The 20,951-nt window shown below is 69.8% G+C and carries 22 protein-coding genes; 6 read left to right on the top strand and 16 right to left on the bottom strand.

Annotated features, from left to right (window positions below):
- Window positions 1–10: 10 nt before the first annotated feature.
- Entirely contained in the window at window positions 11–652 is a 642-nt protein-coding gene (aat, locus tag ACFPMG_RS09290) for a leucyl/phenylalanyl-tRNA--protein transferase (RefSeq protein ID WP_376994875.1), read from the top strand.
- Window positions 653–673: 21 nt separating this feature from the next.
- Here aat and ACFPMG_RS09285 read toward each other — a convergent pair whose 3' ends face one another.
- The 8 genes from ACFPMG_RS09285 to ACFPMG_RS09250 all read right to left on the bottom strand — a co-directional run bounded on the left by ACFPMG_RS09285 (window position 674) and on the right by ACFPMG_RS09250 (window position 6,598).
- Window positions 674–1,141, bottom strand: coding sequence for a DUF2155 domain-containing protein (locus ACFPMG_RS09285; protein ID WP_376994874.1), 468 nt, complete (start codon window positions 1,139–1,141; stop codon window positions 674–676).
- A gap of 104 nt (window positions 1,142–1,245) precedes the next feature.
- Window positions 1,246–1,515, bottom strand: a complete 270-nt coding sequence (locus tag ACFPMG_RS09280) for a hypothetical protein (RefSeq protein ID WP_376994873.1) — start codon at window positions 1,513–1,515, stop codon at window positions 1,246–1,248.
- A gap of 168 nt (window positions 1,516–1,683) precedes the next feature.
- Entirely contained in the window at window positions 1,684–2,169 is a 486-nt protein-coding gene (mlaD, locus tag ACFPMG_RS09275) for an outer membrane lipid asymmetry maintenance protein MlaD (RefSeq protein WP_014241151.1), read from the bottom strand.
- A gap of 30 nt (window positions 2,170–2,199) precedes the next feature.
- Window positions 2,200–2,592 (bottom strand): NADH:ubiquinone oxidoreductase subunit NDUFA12, encoded by a 393-nt coding sequence (locus tag ACFPMG_RS09270; protein WP_038526645.1) that lies wholly within the window; start codon window positions 2,590–2,592, stop codon window positions 2,200–2,202.
- Window positions 2,593–2,721: 129 nt separating this feature from the next.
- A complete protein-coding gene (locus ACFPMG_RS09265; RefSeq protein WP_376994872.1) occupies window positions 2,722–3,393 on the bottom strand; it encodes a LysE family translocator in 672 nt (223 codons plus the stop codon).
- A gap of 13 nt (window positions 3,394–3,406) precedes the next feature.
- On the bottom strand, window positions 3,407–4,315 hold the full coding sequence (locus ACFPMG_RS09260) for a lipid A biosynthesis lauroyl acyltransferase (protein ID WP_376994871.1): 909 nt from the start codon (window positions 4,313–4,315) through the stop codon (window positions 3,407–3,409).
- Complete coding sequence (gene lpxK, locus ACFPMG_RS09255) at window positions 4,308–5,318, bottom strand: tetraacyldisaccharide 4'-kinase (RefSeq protein WP_376994870.1); 1,011 nt, start codon at window positions 5,316–5,318, stop codon at window positions 4,308–4,310. Before lpxK ends, ACFPMG_RS09260 begins: the two co-directional genes overlap by 8 nt.
- Window positions 5,315–6,598 (bottom strand): 3-deoxy-D-manno-octulosonic acid transferase, encoded by a 1,284-nt coding sequence (locus tag ACFPMG_RS09250; RefSeq protein ID WP_376994869.1) that lies wholly within the window; start codon window positions 6,596–6,598, stop codon window positions 5,315–5,317. Before ACFPMG_RS09250 ends, lpxK begins: the two co-directional genes overlap by 4 nt.
- Before the next feature lie 286 nt (window positions 6,599–6,884).
- On the opposite strand from ACFPMG_RS09250, the gene ACFPMG_RS09245 reads away from it, so the two are divergent.
- Complete coding sequence (locus ACFPMG_RS09245; protein WP_376994868.1) at window positions 6,885–8,240, top strand: methyl-accepting chemotaxis protein; 1,356 nt, start codon at window positions 6,885–6,887, stop codon at window positions 8,238–8,240.
- Between the two features lie 49 nt (window positions 8,241–8,289).
- On the opposite strand, the gene ACFPMG_RS09240 is transcribed toward ACFPMG_RS09245, so the two are convergent.
- The gene (locus ACFPMG_RS09240) at window positions 8,290–9,288 is read right to left on the bottom strand and encodes a glycosyltransferase family 4 protein (RefSeq protein WP_376994867.1); all 999 of its coding nucleotides are present in this window, start codon (window positions 9,286–9,288) and stop codon (window positions 8,290–8,292) included.
- Window positions 9,285–10,136, bottom strand: coding sequence for a UDP-2,3-diacylglucosamine diphosphatase (locus ACFPMG_RS09235; RefSeq protein WP_376994866.1), 852 nt, complete (start codon window positions 10,134–10,136; stop codon window positions 9,285–9,287). Before ACFPMG_RS09235 ends, ACFPMG_RS09240 begins: the two co-directional genes overlap by 4 nt.
- A gap of 195 nt (window positions 10,137–10,331) precedes the next feature.
- Between ACFPMG_RS09235 and ACFPMG_RS09230 the strand changes: the two genes are divergently transcribed.
- The 3 genes from ACFPMG_RS09230 to ACFPMG_RS09220 all read left to right on the top strand — a co-directional run bounded on the left by ACFPMG_RS09230 (window position 10,332) and on the right by ACFPMG_RS09220 (window position 13,582).
- A complete protein-coding gene (locus tag ACFPMG_RS09230) occupies window positions 10,332–11,285 on the top strand; it encodes a diacylglycerol/lipid kinase family protein (RefSeq protein ID WP_376994864.1) in 954 nt (317 codons plus the stop codon).
- Between the two features lie 109 nt (window positions 11,286–11,394).
- Entirely contained in the window at window positions 11,395–13,005 is a 1,611-nt protein-coding gene (locus tag ACFPMG_RS09225; RefSeq protein WP_376994862.1) for a hypothetical protein, read from the top strand.
- 109 nt (window positions 13,006–13,114) lie between these two features.
- Entirely contained in the window at window positions 13,115–13,582 is a 468-nt protein-coding gene (locus ACFPMG_RS09220) for an anti-virulence regulator CigR family protein (RefSeq protein ID WP_376994861.1), read from the top strand.
- Between the two features lie 55 nt (window positions 13,583–13,637).
- On the opposite strand, the gene ACFPMG_RS09215 is transcribed toward ACFPMG_RS09220, so the two are convergent.
- The 6 genes from ACFPMG_RS09215 to ACFPMG_RS09190 all read right to left on the bottom strand — a co-directional run bounded on the left by ACFPMG_RS09215 (window position 13,638) and on the right by ACFPMG_RS09190 (window position 19,963).
- Complete coding sequence (locus tag ACFPMG_RS09215) at window positions 13,638–14,993, bottom strand: TldD/PmbA family protein (protein ID WP_376994860.1); 1,356 nt, start codon at window positions 14,991–14,993, stop codon at window positions 13,638–13,640.
- Window positions 14,994–15,154: 161 nt separating this feature from the next.
- Entirely contained in the window at window positions 15,155–15,604 is a 450-nt protein-coding gene (locus ACFPMG_RS09210; RefSeq protein WP_137103336.1) for a DoxX family protein, read from the bottom strand.
- A 133-nt stretch (window positions 15,605–15,737) separates the two neighbouring features.
- Entirely contained in the window at window positions 15,738–16,850 is a 1,113-nt protein-coding gene (locus ACFPMG_RS09205; RefSeq protein WP_376994859.1) for a DUF3616 domain-containing protein, read from the bottom strand.
- Between the two features lie 41 nt (window positions 16,851–16,891).
- Complete coding sequence (locus ACFPMG_RS09200) at window positions 16,892–18,403, bottom strand: UbiD family decarboxylase (RefSeq protein ID WP_114859023.1); 1,512 nt, start codon at window positions 18,401–18,403, stop codon at window positions 16,892–16,894.
- Window positions 18,404–18,511: 108 nt separating this feature from the next.
- A complete protein-coding gene (locus tag ACFPMG_RS09195; protein WP_376994858.1) occupies window positions 18,512–19,300 on the bottom strand; it encodes a HEAT repeat domain-containing protein in 789 nt (262 codons plus the stop codon).
- Window positions 19,301–19,303: 3 nt separating this feature from the next.
- Entirely contained in the window at window positions 19,304–19,963 is a 660-nt protein-coding gene (locus tag ACFPMG_RS09190) for a class I SAM-dependent methyltransferase (protein ID WP_035675222.1), read from the bottom strand.
- 249 nt (window positions 19,964–20,212) lie between these two features.
- Here ACFPMG_RS09190 and ACFPMG_RS09185 point away from each other — a divergent pair, with 249 nt between their 5' ends.
- Window positions 20,213–20,941, top strand: coding sequence for a CHAP domain-containing protein (locus ACFPMG_RS09185; RefSeq protein ID WP_376994857.1), 729 nt, complete (start codon window positions 20,213–20,215; stop codon window positions 20,939–20,941).
- Window positions 20,942–20,951 lie beyond the last annotated feature (10 nt).

The following is a 20,951-nucleotide window of genomic DNA, read 5'->3' as shown; positions in this document are numbered from 1 at the left end:
AGTGTCCGCGATGATCGAACTGTCCGCATCGCTGCTTCTGCGCGCCTACGCCGCCGGCATTTTCCCGATGGCGGAGAACGCCGACTCCGAGGAGCTGTACTGGTTCGATCCCGAACGGCGCGGCGTTCTGCCTCTGGAGGGCTTCCACGTCCCGCGCAAGCTGCGCAAGACCGTGCGGCGCGGCCCGTTCGCGCTGCGCTTCGACACGGCCTTCCGCGCGGTGATCGAGGCCTGCGCGGAGCCGACGCCGGACCGTCCGAAGACCTGGATCAACGGCGACATCCTGCGCCTCTACACCGAACTGCACGAGCGCGGCTGCGCCCACAGCGTGGAATGCTGGAGCGGCGGCCGACTCGTCGGCGGCCTCTACGGCGTCGCGCTGGGCGGCGCCTTCTTCGGGGAAAGCATGTTCAGCCGCGTCACCGACGCCAGCAAGGTGGCGCTGGTGCATCTGGTCGCCCGGCTGCGGATGGCGGGCTACACGCTGCTGGACGCGCAATTCGTGACGGAGCATCTGAGCCAGTTCGGCGCCATGGAAATCCCGCGCGCCGAGTACCGCCGCCGGCTGGCCGCCGCCCTGGCGGTGCCGACGGACTTCGGCGGCGTCGACCAGGAGGCGGCCATCACGGCGCTGCTGGGTGCGGAGGGCTGAGGACAGGGCCCCGGGCTGGGCTCAGTCTCCCTCGCAGGACAGGACCCAGACGTCGTAGATCGGGTGCTCCATCGCCGACAGGGCGGGGCTGGAGGCGAACATCCAGCCGCTGAACACCGGCTCGGCCTGCTCGCCGGGCTTGTTTTCGATCACTTCAAGGAAGGCCGCGGTCTCCGGCGGCTCGATCGGCGGGTTCTCCTTGCAGGCGCGCAGCGTGATGCGCAGGCTGCCGAGCGCCTTGGTCTCGCCGACGGCGATGGTGAAGGTGGAGGTGCGGGCGGTGATCTTGTCCAGCCCCTGCAGCTTGGCGGCGGAGCGGCCGACCATCTCCTCCGGCACCGGGGCGGCGGCGGCCGGGCCGGTCAGGCTGGTCAACCCAAGGGCCGGAAGGCAGAGCAGCGCGGCCGCCAGGGCCGCGCCGCGAACGCGTTTGCCACCGATCGGGCCGATGAGGCTTTTCGGAGTCGTCGTCACTGGGATCGTCGTCACTGGGGATCGCTTCCGTGATGTCGAACGGCGTGGGCCGAAACCCGACAGCCTTCTAGCCCGGAAGCGTCTCCCCGTCTACTCCGTGGCCACTTTGTCGGCGCCGCTCACTGGGTGATGCTGCCGCTGGGGCGGGTGCCGCCGTAGGGAGCGTTGGTGGTGGACGGACCGGCGGTGCCCTCCTTCTCCTCGATCTTCTGGGTGGCGGTGCCGCCCGCGGCACCCGCGGCGCCACCGACAACCGCGCCGACCGGCCCGCCGATCACGGCGCCCGCCGCAGCCCCGCCCAGAGCGCCGCTGGCGGCCTTCTCCTCGGTATTGACGCCGCAGGCGGCGGCAAGCAGGGCGAGGCCGAGAACCAGGAAACGGGCTTTCATCGCTGATCTCCTTTGATGAGTCTGGCGTGATGGGTGTGCCGTGTTGGGTCTGCGGAGGGAAACGGCAGCGTGGCCGCGGCTGTTCCGAAGGGGGTTGGGAAAAAGTGGATGAGCAAACGAAAAAAGGGGCCGAGAGGCCCCTTCGTTCGTCGTCTCGTTGTGCAGCTCTTACAGCTTGGGCGGCTCGCCGCCCTCCTGGCCGGGCTTGCTCATGTTCTGCAGCGAGAAGATGACCTGGCCCAGGAGCTGTTCGATGCCAGGGGTGCTCTGCGTGTATTCGACGCGGCCGTCCGGCTTGAGCATGTCCTCCTCGCCGCCCGGCTCCAGCGACAGGAACTTGCCGCCCAGCAGGCTTTCCGAGGCGATGACCGCCGCGGTGTCCTTGGGCAGCTTGATGTCCGGGTGGATCGACATGTGCACGACCGCCTGATAGCTCTTCGGGTCGAGCGTCAGTTCGGTGACCGACCCCACCTTCACGCCGCTGATCCGCACGTCCGCACCGCTCTGCAGGCCGGAGATGCTGGTGAAATTGGCGGTGAGGGCGTAGCCGTTCACTTTGCGCAAATCAGCGCTGGTGTAGGCAAAAGCCAGAAAAAAGCCGGCCACGGCGAGGACGACCCCGCCGAGCACGGTTTCAATCACATTGCGGCGCATGAGGGATTCCTAAGGGACCGCGCGGGCGTCTCAGCCCGGAGTCCAGGGTTCGTAATCGCCGGTGGCGCGCACGCGCTGCCCGCCCGCATACTGGTGCCCGGGCGGCCGGTAGGCCTGGAGCGAGCCGGACAGGTTCGGGAGATGCTCCTTCTGCCACGGCTTGTGGAAGGCGCTGTTGCCTTCCGGCAGCGGCTCCTTGGTGGTGTGGTGCAGCCAGGAATGCCATTCCGGCGGCACCTTGGAGGCATCCGGCTCGCCGGCATAGATCACCCAGCGGCGTTCCTTGACGCCGGCGATCGCGCTCGGGGAGCGGTAATAGGTGTTGCCGAAGCGGTCGGTGCCGACCTTGTTGCCCCGGCGCCAGGTGACAAACCGGATGTGGATGTTCGCCATCCAGGTGATCAGGGAGATCTTCTCGCTCATCGTCGCTCGCGGTCGGTAAGCCATTCGGCCGGACGGGCTGGCCGGTTAAACGCGGGCGGCACTATGACACCCCCGGCCACGCTCGTCCACTGACTCCGCAACGTCTTTTCCCGCCTGACGGATTTGCCGTCAGGCGATGCGCCGGTCGGTCAGCAGCAGGCGCAGCGCGAAGCCCAGGAACAGCACCCCCGCGACGCCGTCCAGAACCGCCCGCACCCGCACGCTGGACAGCGCGCGGCGCGCGGCACCGGCGCTGAGGGCCGCGACCCCCAGGAGGTAGAGGCCGCCGATGACGCCGAGGATCGCGCCGAGCAGGAATATCTGCAGCGCGACGTGGCCGAGCGCCGGTGCGACGAATTGCGGCACGAAGGCGAGATAGAACAGGATGACCTTCGGATTCAGCAGGTTGGTCAGCAGCGCCTGGAGGAAGACGCGGTGCGCCGGGGCCGACTCGGGCTTGGCGGCAATTTCCTCCGCGCCGCCACGCCGGCCGAAGCCGGTCCGCAGGGCGCTCCACAGCGCCCGCCCGCCGATCCAGCCCAGATAGGCCCCGCCGGCGTAGCGCAGCACGTCGAACAGGGCCGGCGAGGCGGCGACCAGCGCCGAGATGCCGGCGGCGGCAAGCAGCGCGTGGATCAGGTTGCCCAGCGTGATGCCGGCGGTGGCGACCACCCCGGCGTTGCGCCCGTCCATCACGCTGCGCGACAGGACGAGCAGGGAGTCCGGTCCCGGCGCCAGCGTCAGGACCAGCGCCGCGACGAGGTAGAGCTGAAGCAGATGCGGGTCGAGCGGCAGGGCCATGGGACTTTCTCCGTCAGTCGGGCCAGCGCCGGTGCAGCCAGAGCCATTCGGCGGGGCGCTCGCGAATCCATTGCTCCAACAGGGTGTTCAGGCGCTCCATCAAAATCCGCACATCAGCGTTGCGGTCGCCGCTGTTCGGCGGTTCGACCGGCGGCAGGACGGTGATGCGGAAGCGCGCGCCGTCCAGACGCTCGGTGCGCGCCGGCACCAGCGGGATGCCCAGCCGCAGGGCGAGCTGTGCCGCTGCCGGGGCGGTCATGGCGTCGCGCCCGAAGAAGGGGACGGGCATGCCGTCGTTCATCTTCTGGTCGATCAGCATGCCGACATGCCCGCCCTTGGTCAGCACCCGGATCAGCGTGCGCGCGCCCTCAGGCCCCTTGGGAATGTGCGTGCCGCCGGCGGCCCCCCGCAGTTCAGTCAGCAGCCGTCCCACATAGGGGTTGTTGGGCGCGCGGTAGACCACCGCCAGTTCCAATCCCATCTTGCGGGAGCAGACGGGCTTCACTTCCCAGTTGGCGAAATGGCCCGAGACAAGGATGCCGGCCTTGCCGTCGTCGCGCAGGGCGTCGATGTGCTCCGCCCCGATCACTTCGGTCCGCCCGCCGGGGCCGTACGCGCCGATGGCGTCGAGATGAGGGTATTCGGCGATGACGCGGCCCAGATTGTCCCACATGCCGAGGATGATCGCGTCGATCTCCGCGGGGGATTTCTCGGGGAAGGCCCGCTCCAGGTTGCGGCGGGCGGTGCGGGTGCCGCGCAGGCGCGGGCCGACCGTCCGCCCGATCCAGCCGCCGAGCGCCGAGGCGCGGTCGACCGGAAGGGCGCGGAACAGGCCGCAGAAACCGTGGACGAGAACGGCCTCCAGCGGGTAGCCGACCCGGCGGGTCAGCCAGGACACCAGGGGGCCGCGCGGCTTAGCCATTGGGAACTCCAGTCGGAAGCCCGCTTAGAAGGGGGGCGAGCAGGCGGTCGAGGGCGGCGGGGTCCCGCCAGACGGCGCGCACCGGCACCGCCCGGACCAGGGCGCGCAGGGGCTCCGGCAGGCGGACGGCGTCCTTCACGGTGGTGACCGGCACGGCGCCCAGCGCGGTGGCGCGGTCGACCAGCGCCATCACCTCCTCGGGGCGGTAGGGATGGTGGTCGGCGAAGGCGGCGCGCTCCACCACGCGGGCGCCCAGCGCCTCCAGCGTCGCGAAGAACTTCTCGGGCCGCCCGATGCCGGCGAAGGCGAGGACCGTTTGTCCGGCCAGCCCGCGGGCGCTTTCCACCGGCTCCAGGCGGGCGTGCAGGACGGGCAGGGCGCCGGCCAAGCGCCGCTCCACCCCGGTGCGGTCCTCGCCCATGACCACGACGGCCCCGGCGCGGGCCAGGCCGCGCTCCACCGGCTCGCGCAGGGGGCCGGCGGGAATGAGACGGCCGTTGCCGAAGCCCACCGCCCCGTCCACCACGATCAGCGACAGATCCTTGGCGAGGCCGGGATTTTGGAAGCCATCATCCATCACCAGGACGGAGGCGCCGGCGGTCACCGCCGCCCGCGCCCCGGCGGCCCGGTCGCGCGCCACCCAGCAGCGGCCGTGGGCGGCCAGCAGCAGCGCCTCGTCGCCCACCGCGGCCGAGTCGTGGATGCCGAGATCGACGGCCAGCGGGCCACGCTCGCGCCCGCCATGACCGCGGGTGAGGAAGGCGGGGGCGATGCCGCGGGCGCGCAGAGCCTCGGCCACGGCGATGCAGACCGGCGTCTTGCCGGCGCCGCCCGCCACCAGATTGCCGACGCAGAGGACCGGGGCCGCGGCCCGCTCCGGGTGACCCGCCGCCATGCGCAGCCGCCCGGCCAGCCCGTAGAGCGCGCCCAGCGGGGCGAGCGCCCAGCCCAGAGCCGCTCCGGCCGCCCCGCCGGACCCGTACCAGAAGCCGGGAGTCCTCATGCCGCGGGCCGGACACGTCCGGCGCCGAGGACGGGAGCGAGCGCCGCGAGCGCGCGGTCGACGATCCGCCGGTTGCCCCCGGTCACCGCGGTCGCCCCGGCGGCGACGCGGGCGCGGGCGGCCTCGTCGGCCAGCAGGCGCCCGACCGCGTCGGGCAGCGCCTCCGCCCCGGCCACCGGCAGGGCGCCGCCGGCGGCTTCGAGCTGGCGGGTGATCTCCGTGAAGTTCCACATGTGCGGGCCGTAGAGGACGGCGCAGCCGAGCAGGGCCGGTTCCACCGGGTTCTGGCCGCCGTGGGGCACGAAGGAACCGCCCATGCAGACCACCGGGGCCAGCCGGTAGAACAGCCCCATCTCCCCCATCGTGTCGGCGATGTGCACGGCGTCCGCGGCGGCGGGCAGGGCGCCTTCGCCGCGGCGCGAGACGGTCAGGCCGCGCCCGCGCAGCAGCGCCGCGATGTCGGCGCCGCGGTGGGCGTGGCGCGGGATCAGCAGGGTCAGCAGGCCGGGCAGGCGGTCGGCCAGCGCCTCGTGCACCGTGGCGGCCAGTTCGTCCTCGCCGGGGTGGGTGCTGGCGAGCAGCCAGACGGGGCGTCCGGCGCAGGCCTCGCGCAGCGCCGCCAGAGCCGCCGGGTCGGCGGGCGGCGGCTCGGCGGAAAATTTCAGGTTGCCGACGCTGACGACGCCCCGCGCACCCAGCCGGCGCAGCCGGTCGGCGTCCTCCTCCGATTGGGCCAGCGTGACCTGGAAGGTGGAGAGCAGCGGCGTGATCAGACCCGAGGCGCAGCGCCAGCGGTTGAAGGAGCGCTCCGACATGCGGGCGTTGACCAGCGCCGCCGGAATGCCGCGCGCCCGCACGGCGCCGAGCAGGTTCGGCCAGATCTCCGATTCCGTCCACAGCACCAGATCGGGGCGCCAATGGTCGAGGAAACGGTCCACCGCCGCCGGCAGGTCCACCGGCACATACTGGTGAAAGGCGCGTTCCGGCAGGCGGCGGGCCATCAGCTCCGCCGAGGTGACCGTGCCGGTGGTCATCAGGACCGTCAGGTCCGGCGTCTCGTCGAGCAGGCGGTCGATGAGGACGAGGACCGAGTTGGCTTCCCCCACGCTGGCCGCGTGAATCCAGGCGAGCCGTCCGGGCGGTCGCGGGCGCGCGGCCGTGCCGAACCGTTCCCCCCGACGGGCGGAGTCCTCCTTGCCGGCGGCCAGCCGCCGGTCGAGATACAGACGAACCGCCGGCCCGGCGAGGGTCGTCAAGCCGCGGTAGAGTGACTGAAGCATGCGGGTCGAAACGCCATCCAACAAAAACCAACGCGGCCAAGTTTCCCGGCCGCGGTCACCACCACTTTAGCACGGGCGGCTGTGGCAGAGGTAAGGCTTTGCGATAAGGCCCGCCGGAAGGCTGATGGCCGGATGGGAGCGGATCGCATACCAGGGTATGACGATTTTGGGACCTCTTATGATAATTTTGAAGCAATCCGCTGCCATCCTGCTGGCGTAGAAACCTTGGCAACTTCGAGGAAGGCGGGCAATGCGTCGGCCTTCAATATTTCAGGGTGATAACATCATGGCGGGCGTACAGGAACGTGACGGCCAGGAAAACCGGCTCCGGGCCTTCAACATCACCGAAGCGGACATCGCGCGTCTGCGCGCCAACCGGGACTTCGCGCAGCACCGCCTGCCTCATCTGCTGGAGCAATGGCATGGCACCTTCGCCGCTTGGCCGGAAATCCGCGACGCCTTGACCCTGCCGGACGTGCATGCCGCGCGTGTCGCCCACTGGACCCGCGTGGTCTCGGGGGACCTTGGTCCGGGTTTTCTTGAGTCCGCTCACCGACTGGCCAAAGCCTTCTACGACCATGGCGTGCCGGGCTATGCGGTGGCCATCTGCCATCACACGGTGTCCAGCGGCATCGTCCGCGAACTGGGGCTCGACGCGGCGGAAGGGCGCGGATCGCTGTTCGGATCGAGAAAGGCGGCGGAGCGGGCAGCCCTGCGCGACACGCTGGGCCGCGTCGCCTGGCTCGACCTCGAGGTGCTGCTGGAGACCTACGCGGCGGCCGAGAAGGAGAGCAAGCGCGCCATCCTGAACCAGCTCGCCGACAGCCTGGAAGGCAGCGTCCGCGGCATCGCCGACAACACGGTGGCTGCGTCGGACGAGATGAAGGGCAACGCCCAGCGCATGGCCCAGATCGCCGCCGCCACCAACCGGCAGTCGCTCGCCGTCGCCGCCGCCGCCGAGCAGGCGTCCGCCAACGTGCAGACGGTCGCCGCCGCGTCCGAACAGCTCACCAGTTCCATCGCCGAGATCAGCCGGCAGGTCGCCCAGTCGTCGCAGGTCGCCCGCGGCGCGGTGGCCGAGGCGGAGCGGACCAACGCCACGGTGAACGGGCTGGTCGACGCCGCCCAGAAGATCGGCGCTGTGCTTCAACTCATCAACAGCATCGCCGGGCAGACCAACCTGCTGGCCCTGAACGCGACCATCGAGGCGGCCCGCGCCGGGGAGGCCGGCAAGGGCTTCGCCGTGGTCGCGCAGGAGGTCAAGAACCTCGCCAACCAGACGGCCAAGGCGACCGAGGACATCTCCATCCAGATCGCCAGCATCCAGGAGGTCGCGCGCGGCTCCGCCGAGGCGCTGAGCGGGATCGGCACCACCATCGGCAGCATCAACGACATCGTCATCACCGTCGCCGCCGCGGTGGAGCAGCAGACCACCGCCACCCAGGAGATCGTCCGCAACGTTCAGGAGGCGGCCCGCGGAACCCGCAGCGTGACCGACACCATCGGTGCAGTGACCCGTGGCGCGTCGGAGACCGGCAGCCTCGCCGAGGAGGTGCTGGGGTCCGCCGGCAATCTGCATCGCGAGTCCGACCGCCTTCGCGAGAGCGTGAACCTATTCATGCAGCGCATCCGCGCCGCGTGATCGGAATGGGCGGGGACCGGCCGCGTGCCAGCCCCGCTCCATGTCGTTCTCAGGTGAATGGGCGCAGGTTCGCCAGGAACTGCTCGGCGGAGCGCCGCCAGGAGAAGTTCAGGGCATAGTCCCGGCACAGGTCCGGCGGGATGGTCAGGGCGCGTTCGACCGCCCCCTTCAGATCCTCGTCCAGGCAGCCGGCGCCGGAGCCGTCGACCACGTCCAGGGGGCCCGGCACCGGGTAGGCGGCCACCGGCACGCCCGAGGCCAGCGCCTCCAGCAGCACCAGACCGAAGGTGTCGGTGCGCGACGGGAAGACGAAGACGTCCGCCGCGGCGTAATGCTGCGCCAACTCCTCGCCATGGCGGGCGCCGGCCCAATGGACGCCCGGGTATTTCTGCTGAAGTTCCGCACGCGCCGGGCCGTCGCCGACCACCAGCTTGCTGCCCGGCAGGTCGAGCCTCAGGAATTCCTCCAGGTTCTTCTCCACCGCCACGCGCCCGACATAGAGGGCGATGGGGCGGGGCAGCGCCAGGAAGCCCTTGGCGCGGGGCCGGAACAGCTCGGTGTCCACGCCGCGGCTCCAGCGCCGGATGTTGGTGAAGCCGCGGGCGGCGAGGTCGTTCTCGATGGACGGCGTCGCCACCATCACCGCCGAGGACGGCTTGTGGAAGCGCCGCACCACCGCGTAGCTGAGGGCCAGCGGCACCGGCGCCCGGTCGCGCACATATTCGGGAAAGCGCGTGTGGTAGGCGGTGGTGAAGGGCCGGCCGTGGTGGAGGCAGTAACGCCGGGCGGCGAAGCCCAGCGGCCCCTCGGTGGCGATGTGGATGCAGTCGGGGCGCAGCGCGTCGATCATCGCGTTCAGCCGCCGTCCCGCACCCAGCGCCAGCCGGATTTCCGGGTAGGTGGGCATGGGCACGGTGCGGAAGCGGTCGGGGCCGATCACCTCGACGCGGTGGCCCATGGCCTCCAGCTCCGAGCGGACGGTGCCGATGGTGCGCACCACGCCGTTGACCTGGGGGAGCCAGGCGTCGGAGACGATCAGGATGTTCACGCCGCAACCGACTCCTTGGCCGCCTTCTCCTTCACATTCTCCGGCCTCTCCTTGGCCGGAATGCGGGCGGGCAGCGTCGTTGCGGCGCGCCGGCGGATGTCCGCCGCCCAATCGATGATCTCCAGCCGGCCGCAGGGATGCTCGACCAAGGCGGTGCAGGACTCGACCCAGTCGCCGTCGTTGCAATAGAGAATTCCTTTCATGTCGCGGATTTCCGCGGTGTGGATGTGGCCGCAGACGACCCCGTCCACCTTGCGGCGCCGGGCCTCGTCGCCCAGCGCGGTCTCGTAGTTGCCGATGAACTCGACCGCCGTCTTCGTCTTGTGCTTCAGGAAGGCGGACAGCGACCAGTAGGGGAAGCCCAGCTTGCGGCGGGCCCAGTTGAACAGCGTGTTGACCTGGAGCAGGACCACGTAGGCGTTGTCGCCGATGAAGGCCAGCCAGCGGGCGTATTTCACCACCACGTCGAAGCGATCGCCGTGGGTGACCAGAAGCTGCCTCCCATCGGCGGTGACATGGATCATCTCCTCGACCACCTGGACGCCGCCGAACTGCAGGCCGGCGTAATCGCGGGCGGCCTCGTCGTGGTTGCCGGGAATGTAATAGACCTGCACGCCCTTGCGCGCCCGGCGCAGGATCTTCTGCACCACGTCGTTGTGCGCCTGCGGCCAGTACCACGTCTTGCGCAGACGCCAGCCGTCCACGATGTCGCCGACGAGATAGAGGTGGTCGGACTCGTTGTGCTTCAGGAAATCGAGAAGATACTCCGCCTTGCATCCCCGCGTTCCCAGATGGATGTCGGAGATCCAGATGCTGCGGTATCGCTTGACGTCGCGTGATGCGCTCATGCCCCGCTCCATCGCCGTTCCGGCAAGGTTTCGGTGAAACGCTTTCCCTATATCCGCGGGTCATTGCCTTGACAATGTTTTCGAGTGTTCGCATTTGTTGAGGCCGATGATTTTAATAAGACTTCTTATCAGTGCAACAAAGGCGATAAATGACTTTATCAAAACTGAAACAGGATGGTCATATTGGGGGGCGGTATGGCTGACGTGGGCGAATCGGTGCCTGAGGCGTCCGGGCCGGCCGCGGCGACCCGGCGGCGTCTTCTGGTCATCCACAACCCGGTGGCCGGCGCACGCCGGGCGCGCCGTCTGGGTGCGGTGCTGGACCTGCTGGAGCAGCGCCATGGGGCCACGGTGACGCTTCGGGCCACCAGCGGGCGCGGCGACGCGGAGGCGATGGCCCGCGCGGTGGCGCCCGGCGCTTTCGACGCGGTGGTCGCGGCGGGTGGCGACGGCACCATCAACGAGGTGGTCAACGGGCTGGGGGCGCGCGGAGGCGGGGAGACGACGATTCCCTTGGGCATCGTGCCGCTGGGCACCGCCAACGTGCTGGCCCATGAACTGGACCTGCCCCTGGATGCGGAGGGCGTGGCGCGGGTGCTGGCGGAAGGGTGCACGCTGCCCGTGCATCTGGGTGTGGCGAATGGCCGCGCCTTCGCCATGATGGCCGGCGCCGGCCTGGACGCCCGCGTGGTCGAGCGGGTGGACACGCGGCTGAAGCGGCTGATCGGCAAGGGCGCCTATGCGGTGGAAACGCTGGCCCGGATCGCCGCGGGCGGCGGCGGCCCCTACCGCGTGGCGGTGGACGGCGCGGAGCCGGTGGAGGTCGCCTCCGTCATCGTCGCCAAGGGGCATTTCTACGGGGGGCGCTTCGTCTGCGCGCCCGACGCCCGGCTGACCGACCCGCGGCTGCATGTCTGCCTGTTCCCGCGGGCAGGGCGGGGAAACGCCCTGCGCTACCTCTGGGGTGTCACCGCCGGGCGGCTGCCGTGGTTCCCCGATTACCGCGTCCTGCCGGCCCGCCGGGTGGTCATCGACGGGCCGGCGGGGGAGCCCGTGCAGGGCGACGGCGACGTGATCGCCCGTCTGCCGGTGGAGATCGCGCTGGCGCCGTGGGGTCTGCCGGTGCTGGCGCGCTGGGCAGTGTTTTAAGAGTCCGTTAAGGGGTCTCTTGGGAAAATTACTTGGGAACATTCAATAATTACTTCGATCTCTAAGGATCAAGGCCCCGCGGCTCAGGCGGGACCGCAAGGGGGAAGCCATGTCCACGTCGATCAACGCCCTGTTTTCAGCCACCACGGCCAGCAGCACCGCGACCGCCACCAAATGGAAGCCCGCCGTGGGTGCCGCGGAGGCGGAGGGGACCTGGAAGGCGGCCTCCGACGCCGGGTCCTCCGCGGGCTCCGCCGCCCTGGCCGCCCTGAAGGGCGAGGACAGCGTGGAACTCAGCGGTCTGGCGAAGTCGCTGACCGGCGTGGCGGGGAAGGTCTTCGCGTCCATCGGCTCCAAGGGCCGCGCGATGCTGGAGGACTTCGTCAAGTCCGGCAAGATGACCGAGAAGGACGTGGCGCTGGGGCTGCGTCAGATGGCGACCAACGCCGTGAAGGACCGCTTCATCAAGGAGCGGCCCGAGGATGAGGAGGACAAGGCCTGGGCGGAGAAGGTCGGGGTGGCCGAGAAGGCCTTCAAGACCAAGACGGAGCGCATGGACAAGGCCATGTCGGCCCTGAACGAGGCGCGGGCCGCCGCTTATGACGCCTTCGGGAAGGACGAGGACACCGAGGCGTTCCAGGCGGCAATGGCGCCGGCCAATGCCCTCTTCCGCGCGGAGTCGGCGGACATCCAACGCGAGATGATCGAGACCGCCGGTGGCGACCCGAACAAGATCAAGGTGAGCGCCTTCAAGTATTCCCTGACGAAGGGAGAGGACGCGTTCGAAAAGCTGGATTTCGGCGCGGAAGCGGAAGGCGGCGAGGGTGGGCTGCTGTCACCGGACAATGAGAAGGGAAAGGCCGCCGCCAAGCTTATGTATGACCTGGGCTTCGAGGGGAAGCTCTGGGCGAATGGTCTCGCGCAGTACGCCGCGGACGTGGACATTCCCGGCATCGGGCGCGGTGAGGTCGACAATAGTTTGCCAAGGGGCAAAGGCTACGAGCCCTCCGCCAAGGAGGAGGCGGAGGCTGCCGGCCTGCCGCCGCCGCCCACCACGGTGCTGACCACCAGCCAGACGCCGGGTCTCCAGGGCTTCGCGAAGGTCATCCAGGACGCCCGCGATTCGCTGGACGCCACCTACACGGCCATGGCGAAGGAAGGCAAGGGGGTAAACTACTCCGACCCGACTGGAAAAGACGTGGAACGGCTGTTCGGCGGCTTCGACCGGCGCAGTCTCCACGCCATCGCCAGCAACAAGGACGGGACCTTCTCCAAGAACGAGCAGGAGGCGGCGCAGTCCGTCATGGCCCGCCAGCAGAAGCAGGCGATGGACGCCGCCGACCCTCTCGGCACCGACAAGGCGGCCGCCTACCGCGCCGGGGTGAAGTTCCTCGACGAGGCCAGCCAGGAGGAGAAGGAGTCGGTCAACTGGTCGGTCCAGCGCGCCGCGCTCCAGTACAGCTACGAGAAGACGATGAAGGAGACCGGCGCGCCGATGGAGCGGCTGGGCAACGGCAGCGCGCTCGCCTCGGTGCTGAAGGACGCGCTGGAGGCCCAGGACGCGAAGACCGCCGACGTGATGAAGAGCGTCGGCGGGAAGGTGATGGGCGGGGAGGGCACGGGCTATGTGTCCGACCTGAAGAGCCTGTCGCTGTTCCGCGACTTCCTGCCCAACCTGTCGGTGCGCGGCGCCGGCGGTCCGATGAGCGTGACGGTCTGATATCCCGTCCTTGCCACAGGCCGGCGGTGACGCCAGCGGCTAATCCGATGGGGGTAGGGTCGCGGGTTGCGCTGGCGGCCCACCTTCGGCAGGCAGGGGAATGCGGATCATGAGCAGGGATCGGATACAGCACCGGGATGGGCGTGCCGCGCTGGCGCTTCTGGCGGTGCTGTGCATCACCGGCCCGGCGCTGGCGGACAAGCCCGACTGGGCCGGTGGTCCCGGTGGAGGGCACGGCAAGCCGCAGGGTGGGCCGTCTTATGAATCCCAAGGGCGCGACTCAAAAGGGCGCGCCTCCGGAGGGTCGGTGTCCCGCGGCGAGGTGACGATCATCCGCGATTATTTCGTCGCCCATCCGGTCGGGACGACGGCCCTGCCGCCGGGGATCGCGAAGAAGCTGGCGCGCGGCCAGCCGTTGCCGCCGGGTATTGCCAAGAAAATGGCGCCCGTCGAGTTGCGCCAACGGGTGCCGGTGTGCATGAACGGCTGGGAGTGCATCCTGGCCGGCGCGGACATGCTGATCCTGGACGCGGTGCACGGCACCATCGCCGACATTATCCGCGGCGTGGTTCGTTAACAGGGGGGTCCGCTGACATGAAGAAGGGGGCGCCTTGCGGCGCCTCCCGTTGCGCTCACAGCCCGGCGATGGTCAGCCCGTCGATGCGGATGGTCGGGGCGTCCATGCCGAAGCGCAGCTCCAGGTCGCTGGCCGGTTCCAGGTTCAGGAACATCTCTTTCAGGTTGCCGGCGATGGTCAGCTCGGTGACCGGGTAGGCGATCTGCCCGTTCTCGATCCAGTAGCCGGCCGCACCCCGGCTGTAGTCGCCGGTCACCCCGTTGACGCCGGTGCCCATCAGCTCCGTCACGTAGAAGCCGTTGGGGATTTCGGCCAGCAGCTCGTCGCGGCTCTTGGCGCCCGGGGCCATGTAGACGTTGGCCGGAGCCGGGCCCGGCGGGCCAGAGGTGCCGCGCGCCGCGTGGCCGGTCGTCGACAGGGCGAGCTGGCGGGCCGAGCGCAGGTCGAGCAGCCAGGTGGTCAGGTGCCCGTCCTCGATCAGGTTGCGGCGGGTGGTGGCGATGCCCTCCGCGTCGAAGGGGCGGGAGCGCAGGCCGCGCTTCACATGCGGGTCGTCAACGATGGTGATGCCGGCGGCGAAGATCCGCTGCCCCATCTTGTCCTTGAGGAAGCTGGTGCCCCGCGCGATGCTCGGCCCGCTGATCGAGCCGGTGAGGTGGCCGAGCAGCCCGCGGGAGACGCGGGGGTCGAACACCACCGGCACCTTGCAGCTCTTGACCCGGCGCGGGTTCAGGCGGCGGATGGCGCGCTCGCCGGCCTCGCGCCCGATCGACGCCGGGTCGCGCAGGTCGGAACCGTAGACCTTGCTGTCGTAATCATAGTCGCGCTCCATCCCCGTGCCCGTCCCGGCGAGCACCGAGGCCGAGAGCGACTGCCGCGACACGCCATAGCGGCCGGTGAAGCCGTTGGACGCGGCGATGGCGATGGTGGAGCGGCTCCACCCGGCGTCGGCGCCTTCGGAGTTGGTGACGCCTTCGACCGCCAGCGCGGCCTCCTCGGCGATGCGGGCGCGTTCGATCAGCAGTTCCGCCGAGGGCTCCGACGGGTCGCACACGTCGAGGTCGGGGAGGGTGGTGTAGATCTGCTCCGGGTCGGCGAGGCCGCAGAAGGGGTCCTCCGGCACCACGCGGGCCATGGCGACGGCGCGCTCCACCAGCTCGTCCAGCGCCTTGGCGCTGCGGTCGGTGGAGGAGACGATGGCCTGCCGCTTGCCGATGAAGACGCGCAGCCCCAGGTCGCCCGACTCGGACCGCTCCAGCTTCTCCGTCTTGCCGAAACGCTGGCTCAGCGACAGGGAGGCGCTGTCGAACAGCACGGCGTCGGCGGAGTCGGCCCCGGCGCCCTTCGCCTTGCGGATCAGATCGTCCAGCAGGTTCAGAACGTCGGGCTGCGAGGTGGTCGAAACGGGCATTACGGTCTCCGCTAGGTCTCCGGCTTGTCTAGCAAATGGGAGCCCGGAGAAGAAGAGGAAGGGGCATATCGCCTCAGGTCCGGATTGCCCGCCGCGCAAATGCGGCGGCGCGCGGGGGGCTGGTGCCCGCCCGCGCGCTGCTCGTCATGCTCGCTTCAGGGTCAGGCCAGCCGGTTCTGAAGGGCGCTGCGGCCGGCGGTCGGCAGCTTCAGGGCGAAGGCGCCGTCGCCCAGCAGGGCCTGCACGCCGAGCAGCACCGTCCAGAACACCGGGAACTCCCAGCCGCCGCCCTGCGCCGAGAAGACCCAGCCGTTGCCGGTATGCTGGAGCGTCGCGCCGATCAGGATCGGCAGCAGGGCCAGCGAAATCCAGCGGGTGAAGACGCCGGCCACCAGCAGCAGGCCGCCGCCGATCTCGCCGAGGATGACCAGATAGGCGAAGAGGCCGGGGTAGCCGAGGCTCTCGAAGTAACCGACCGTGCCGGCGATGCCGAAGGTGAAGACCTTCAGGATCAGGCCGTGGGCGATGAACAGAAGGCCCAGGCTGACGCGCAGCAGGAAGGCGGCGTAGGGGGCGGTGCGGGTGTCGATGGCGGCGGTGTTGGCGGTCATGGCGTGGTCTCCTTGTCTCAGCGTGGCGCCCCGCGTCGGGGCCGTTGTCGTCTGAGGTGAAGAATAGCGATGTCCACGTTTGGGATAATCCGCTTAGTCGTGCACTGATTGTTGCATCGACGAGAACGACGACTCACGCCCGGAAGGCGTTGGCCGGATCGTAGCGGGAGGGCAGGGCGAACAGGTCGGCGGTGGTTCCGGCACCATGCCGGCGCGCCTTGGACGGGCTGTCATAGACCACCAGAAGGGCGGGCGGGGCGCCGTCGCGGCGGACGCAGGCGATGCCCTCCGCGTGGTCGTCGCCCTTGCCGTAGGGCAGGTTCAGCAGGGGAACCAGCCGGTCGCGCGGGATGACGGTCTCCTGGGTGACGGACAGGGCGTCGGTCCAGCGCCACACGGCGACGGGACCGTCGAGGTCCATGGTCGGTCCGGCCAGGATGACCAGATCCTCGCCGTCGAAGGTCAGTTCGCGGATGCCCAGACCGTCCAGATCGACGAAATGCTTGCGGTACTTCTCGCCGTTCGGCCCGATGGGGCGCAGCCGCAGGCGTTCCTCGACGTCCGGGTGATTCTCCACCGCCAGTTCCAGAATACAGGCCCAGCCGCGCAGCACCGGGCCGCGCAGCCCCAGCCAGACCCGGTCGCCGCGGGCGGCCATGCCCTCCACGTCGAAGCCGTTCTCCTTTGCGGGAACCGCGACGAAGCGGGCCAGATGCTCGTCCTCCGCCAGCGCCTTGGTCAGCGCGTTGCCACCCTTGCGGAATTTCAGGCAGCCGGCCACACGCGTTCCGTCGCGGCGGACCGGGGTGAGCCGCCCGTCCGCCTCGGTGACCAGCGGGATGCGGCCGAGCAGGAAGCGGTTGGGGTCGCAGCGCACCTCGGTCAGCCGCTCCAGCGCCTTTTCGGTGCCGTTCTCCGCGCGCTCCGGCTTCTTGCGGGCCAGCGCGTGCGAGCCGGTGACCCACAGCCAGCCGCCGGCGATGGCCATGCCTTCGATATCCGCCTCGTCCTCCCCTGGGATCGTCACCGGCAGGGTGAAGACGTCCGCCAGGGGAAAGGCGGCGTCCTGGCGGTAGAGGGTGCCGCCCTCCTCGGCCATCATGCGGACGACCCGCGCCCCCTCATCCGACGCCACGAACAGAGTGTCTCCCGACCGCTCGGCCACCGACAGGTCCCCGGCGGTCTCGCCGCCGTCGCGGAAGACCAGACGGACGGTGGCGATGGGGCGGGCGATCTCGCTGGGCATGGCGGGGGTTCCCTGGAGGGTGCGGACCGTCCCTTAACGCCTCACTTCCAGATCGGGGTCCCGCTGCCCGGAAGACCGTAGGACGCCCATTTGCGCGACACCTCGTCGACCACGCCCTGGTCCATGCGGATCTTCTGGCCCCATTCGCGCTTGGTCTCCGGCGGCCACTTGTTGGTGGCGTCCAGCCCGACCTTGCCGCCCAGGCCCGACTCGGGGCTGGCGAAGTCCAGATAGTCGATGGGGGTGCCCTCGATCACCGTGATGTCGCGGGCCGGGTCCATGCGGGTGCTCATCGCCCACATCACGTCCTTCCAGTTCCGCGCGTCGATGTCGTCGTCCACGACGATCACCCATTTCGTGTACATGAACTGGCGCAGGAAGGACCAGACGCCCATCATCACCCGCTTGGCGTGGCCGGGATAGGCCTTCTTCATGCTGACCACGGCGATCCGGTAGGAACAGCCTTCCGGCGGCAGCCAGAAATCCACGATCTCCGGGAATTGCTGGGTCAGCAGGGGGATGAAGACCTCGTTCAGCGCCTCGCCCAGCACCGACGGTTCGTCGGGCGGGCGGCCGGTGAAGGTGGAGAGGTAGATCGGGTTGCGCCGCATGGTCATCGCCGTGACGGTGAAGACCGGAAAGGGCTCGACCGAGTTGTAATAGCCGGTGTGGTCGCCGTAGGGCCCCTCGTCGGCGTATTCGTCCAGGCTGACATGGCCTTCCAGGATGATCTCGGCCTGGGCGGGCACCTTCAGCGGCACCGTCTTGCAATCCACCAGCTCGACCTTCTTGCCGCGCAGCAGCCCGGCGAACTGGTATTCCGACAGCGTGTCCGGCACCGGCGTGACGGCGGCCAGGATGGTGCCGGGATCGGCGCCCAGAACCACTGCGCAGGGCAGCGGCTCGCGCTTGCCGCTCGCCTGCCAGCGGTGGTGGTGCTGCGCACCGCCGCGGTGCTTCAGCCAGCGCATGATCGTCTTGTTCTTCCCCAGCACCTGCATCCGGTAGATGCCGAGGTTGAAGTCGTCCTCGCGCTTGCCGGTCGGCCCCTTGGTGACGACCAGCGGCCAGGTGATCAGCGGCGCCGGCTCGCCCGGCCAGCAGCTCTGCACCGGCAGGCGGCCGAGGTCGATCTGGTCGCCGGTCAGCACCACCTCCTGGCAGGGGGCGGAGCCGACCGTCTTCGGCTTCATTGACAGGACGGTCTTGGCGAGCGGGATCAGCTCCATCGCCTCACGGAAGCCGCCCGGCGGCTCCGGCTGCTTGAGGAAGGCCAGCGTCTCGCCGACGCCGCGCAACTCGTGAGGCTCGCGGTCCATGCCCCAGGCGACACGCTCCACCGTGCCGAACAGGTTGACCAGCACCGGCATTTCCGAGCGGGTGCCATCGGCCTTGATGACGTTCTCGAACAGCACCGCCGGGCCGCCTTCGGCGAGCAGGCGGGTCTGGATCTCGGTCATCTCCAGCGCCGTGGACACCGGCTCCCGGACCACCACCAGCCGCCCAGCCTTCTCCAGCCGGTCGATGAAGTCGCGCAACGAGGTGTAGGGCATGGTCGAGGGTCCGTTCGGATGCGATGGGGTCGGATCGAGAGAGGGCGCTTAGCATCGGCCTGGAGGGCGCCGCGTCAAGGGGTGAGGTGCCGCCTCACGCGGGTTCCTTCACACGGCGCAGGGCACGCTGCGCAGGGCGCGGCGGACGATGCGGCGGGTGGCGTCCGGGTCGGGGCTGTCCGTTTCCCAGCGGGCGCAGAGGCCCTGCACCCAGCCGGGCTGGCTCTTCGCCGCGTCGTTCAGCCAGTTGGCGACCGAATCCTGGACGTAGCGCGCGCCGTCCGCCCGCAGCGGGGCGAGCACCGGCAAACCGCGCGCCGGGTCGGTCTTCAGCGCGCCGATGTGGCTGCACCAGACGCCGCGGGGCCGGGTGGCCTCGCTGGCGAAGCGGCGCAGCCGCTCCGACGGCTCGGCGGTCCACGGCGTGAGGAGGGCCAGCGCCTCGTCGATGGCGGCGGCGATGTGCGGGCGCAGGGCCAGCCACGCCCATTCGCGCACGCCGAAATGCGGGTCGTCGGCGAGAGGGCGGATGCGCTCCAGCCGCTCCGCCAGAGTCAGGCCGGGGGCCGCCGCCAGCGCATAGCAGGCCCAGCCGCGCACCGTGTCGGACGGGTGGTTGGCCAGCCGCTCCACGGCACCCAGACCCAGGCGCTCGACGGCCGCGCTCCCCGCCGCCGCCATGCGCCGGGTCACACCCTCCTTCGGGTTGAAGGACACGGCGCCCGCAGCCTCCGGAACGGCGACGGCCAGCAGGGCGGCGAAGTCGATGGCGAGGGACTCGGCCAGGGTGGCGGTCTCGCGCCGGCCCGCGTTCAGGTCGGCGAGCACCTCCGGCGGGATGTCGGCCATCCGGGTGGCGCCCTTGCGTGGGGCGGCCTTGGTCTTGGTCGTGGTCATGACTCAGGCCTCCGGCAGCAGGCGCCAGATCACCGTCTCGCGCATCTCGCGGTCTTCCAACTCCAGGGAGGTCGGGACGCTGTACTGCGCGACCCGCTCGATCCCGCTGAGCGGGACATAGGCGCGGCCCGGATCGCCCAGCAGCACCAGCGTGCCGGTTGCGGCTATTCCGCGCAGCCAGGCGGTCACCCGGTCGGCCATCGGCTTCTCGTAGCAGACGTCGCCGGCCAGGACGACGTCGATGCCGGGCAGGGGACGGTCCACCAGATCGGCGCTGACCGCCTTCACGTCGACTCCGTTGGACTCGGCGTTCAGGGCAATGGCGGACAGGGCGAAGCGGTCGATGTCGCAGGACTGCACGCGCGCCGCGCCGGCCATCATCGCGGCGATGCCGACCAGCCCGGTGCCGGCGGCGAAATCCAGCACCGACTTGCCCGCCACCAGCTCCGGCCGGTCGAGCACGAGCCGCGCCACCGCCTGACCGCCCGGCCAAGCAAAGGCCCAATAGGGCGGCGGTACATTGGACTCTTTCAAAGAATCCTCCGTAGCCTCCCACAACGGCGTGATTTCCGTCGCCAGATGCAGCGCGATTTCGGGCAGCAAAGGAGTCCGCGTTACGACCGTGTTGGAGCGGATGAAGTCGATTTGAGAAAAGTTGTTCATAACTGGACTCTCACCGGAGCTGCGCGGGGATGGATGATCTATCCACAACCGGTTTTGGTTACATAATTCAAACGGAGTAGACACACCTGCTGTCCCGTGTTACCCGTTCGAAAGGAGAAAAACAAAGGTCATGGGGCTGATATGCGGTCGAAAGGGATTGCACTCTGCGCATCGTTCGCGGCGTTCATCGCTCTCAGCCCGTTCACCATATCCCAAGCCCAGGCCCAGGACGGGGATTGCGTCCGCACGGTGCGCTCCATATCGGATTTCGACATCCGGGGCGATGCCTGGACGTGGTGGAACACCGCCGCCAACCAACAATATGAGCGCGACCAGCGTCCGACGCTCGGCTCGGTCCTCGTCTTCAAGCGGTCGCAGCGGCTGGGCCGCGGCCACGTTTCCCTGGTCAGCCACATCGTCGACCGCCGCACCATCGAGGTCGACCACTCCTGGCTCGACGGCCGTGGCCTGCGCCGCAACATGCGCGTGGTCGACGTGTCGCCGCGCAACGACTGGTCGGCCGTCCGCGTCTGGCACGAGCCGTCGGACCAGCTCGGGCTGCGCGTCTACACCACCTACGGCTTCATCCTGCCGGAGGGCGAGGAGGCGGAGATCCGTCAGGCCGATGCCCGGGGTGACGGCATTGGCAGCACCTTCGCCGTGGCTCCGCAGGGCCGCGCCGCGCCCAAGCCCGCCGCCGGGCCGCGCCTGATGGAAGCCTCCCTGAAGGGCCACGCCGTCGCCGTTCCGGGCCGCAAGCCGCAGGTGCTGACCGCGTCCCTCACCCTCTCCGGCAAGGGCACCGCTGCGAAGATGGCTCCGCCGGTGGTGACCGCCGTGCTGCCGGCCCGCAAGCCGACCCAGCCGGCTTCCCAGAAGGGCGTCGAGATGGTGGCCTCCACCGAGGGCATCCGCGCGGTGCTGCCGCCGCGCAAGCCGGGCTCCGGCGACAGCACCGTCGCCGAGCTGACGCGCTGAAACCTCCCCC

The sequence above is a fragment of the Azospirillum himalayense genome, from assembly GCF_042657465.1.
In the GTDB taxonomy this organism is placed as follows: Bacteria; Pseudomonadota; Alphaproteobacteria; order Azospirillales; family Azospirillaceae; genus Azospirillum; species Azospirillum himalayense.
The sequence above is the reverse complement of the archived record's forward strand: the minus strand, read 5'-3'. Positions and strand labels throughout refer to the sequence as shown.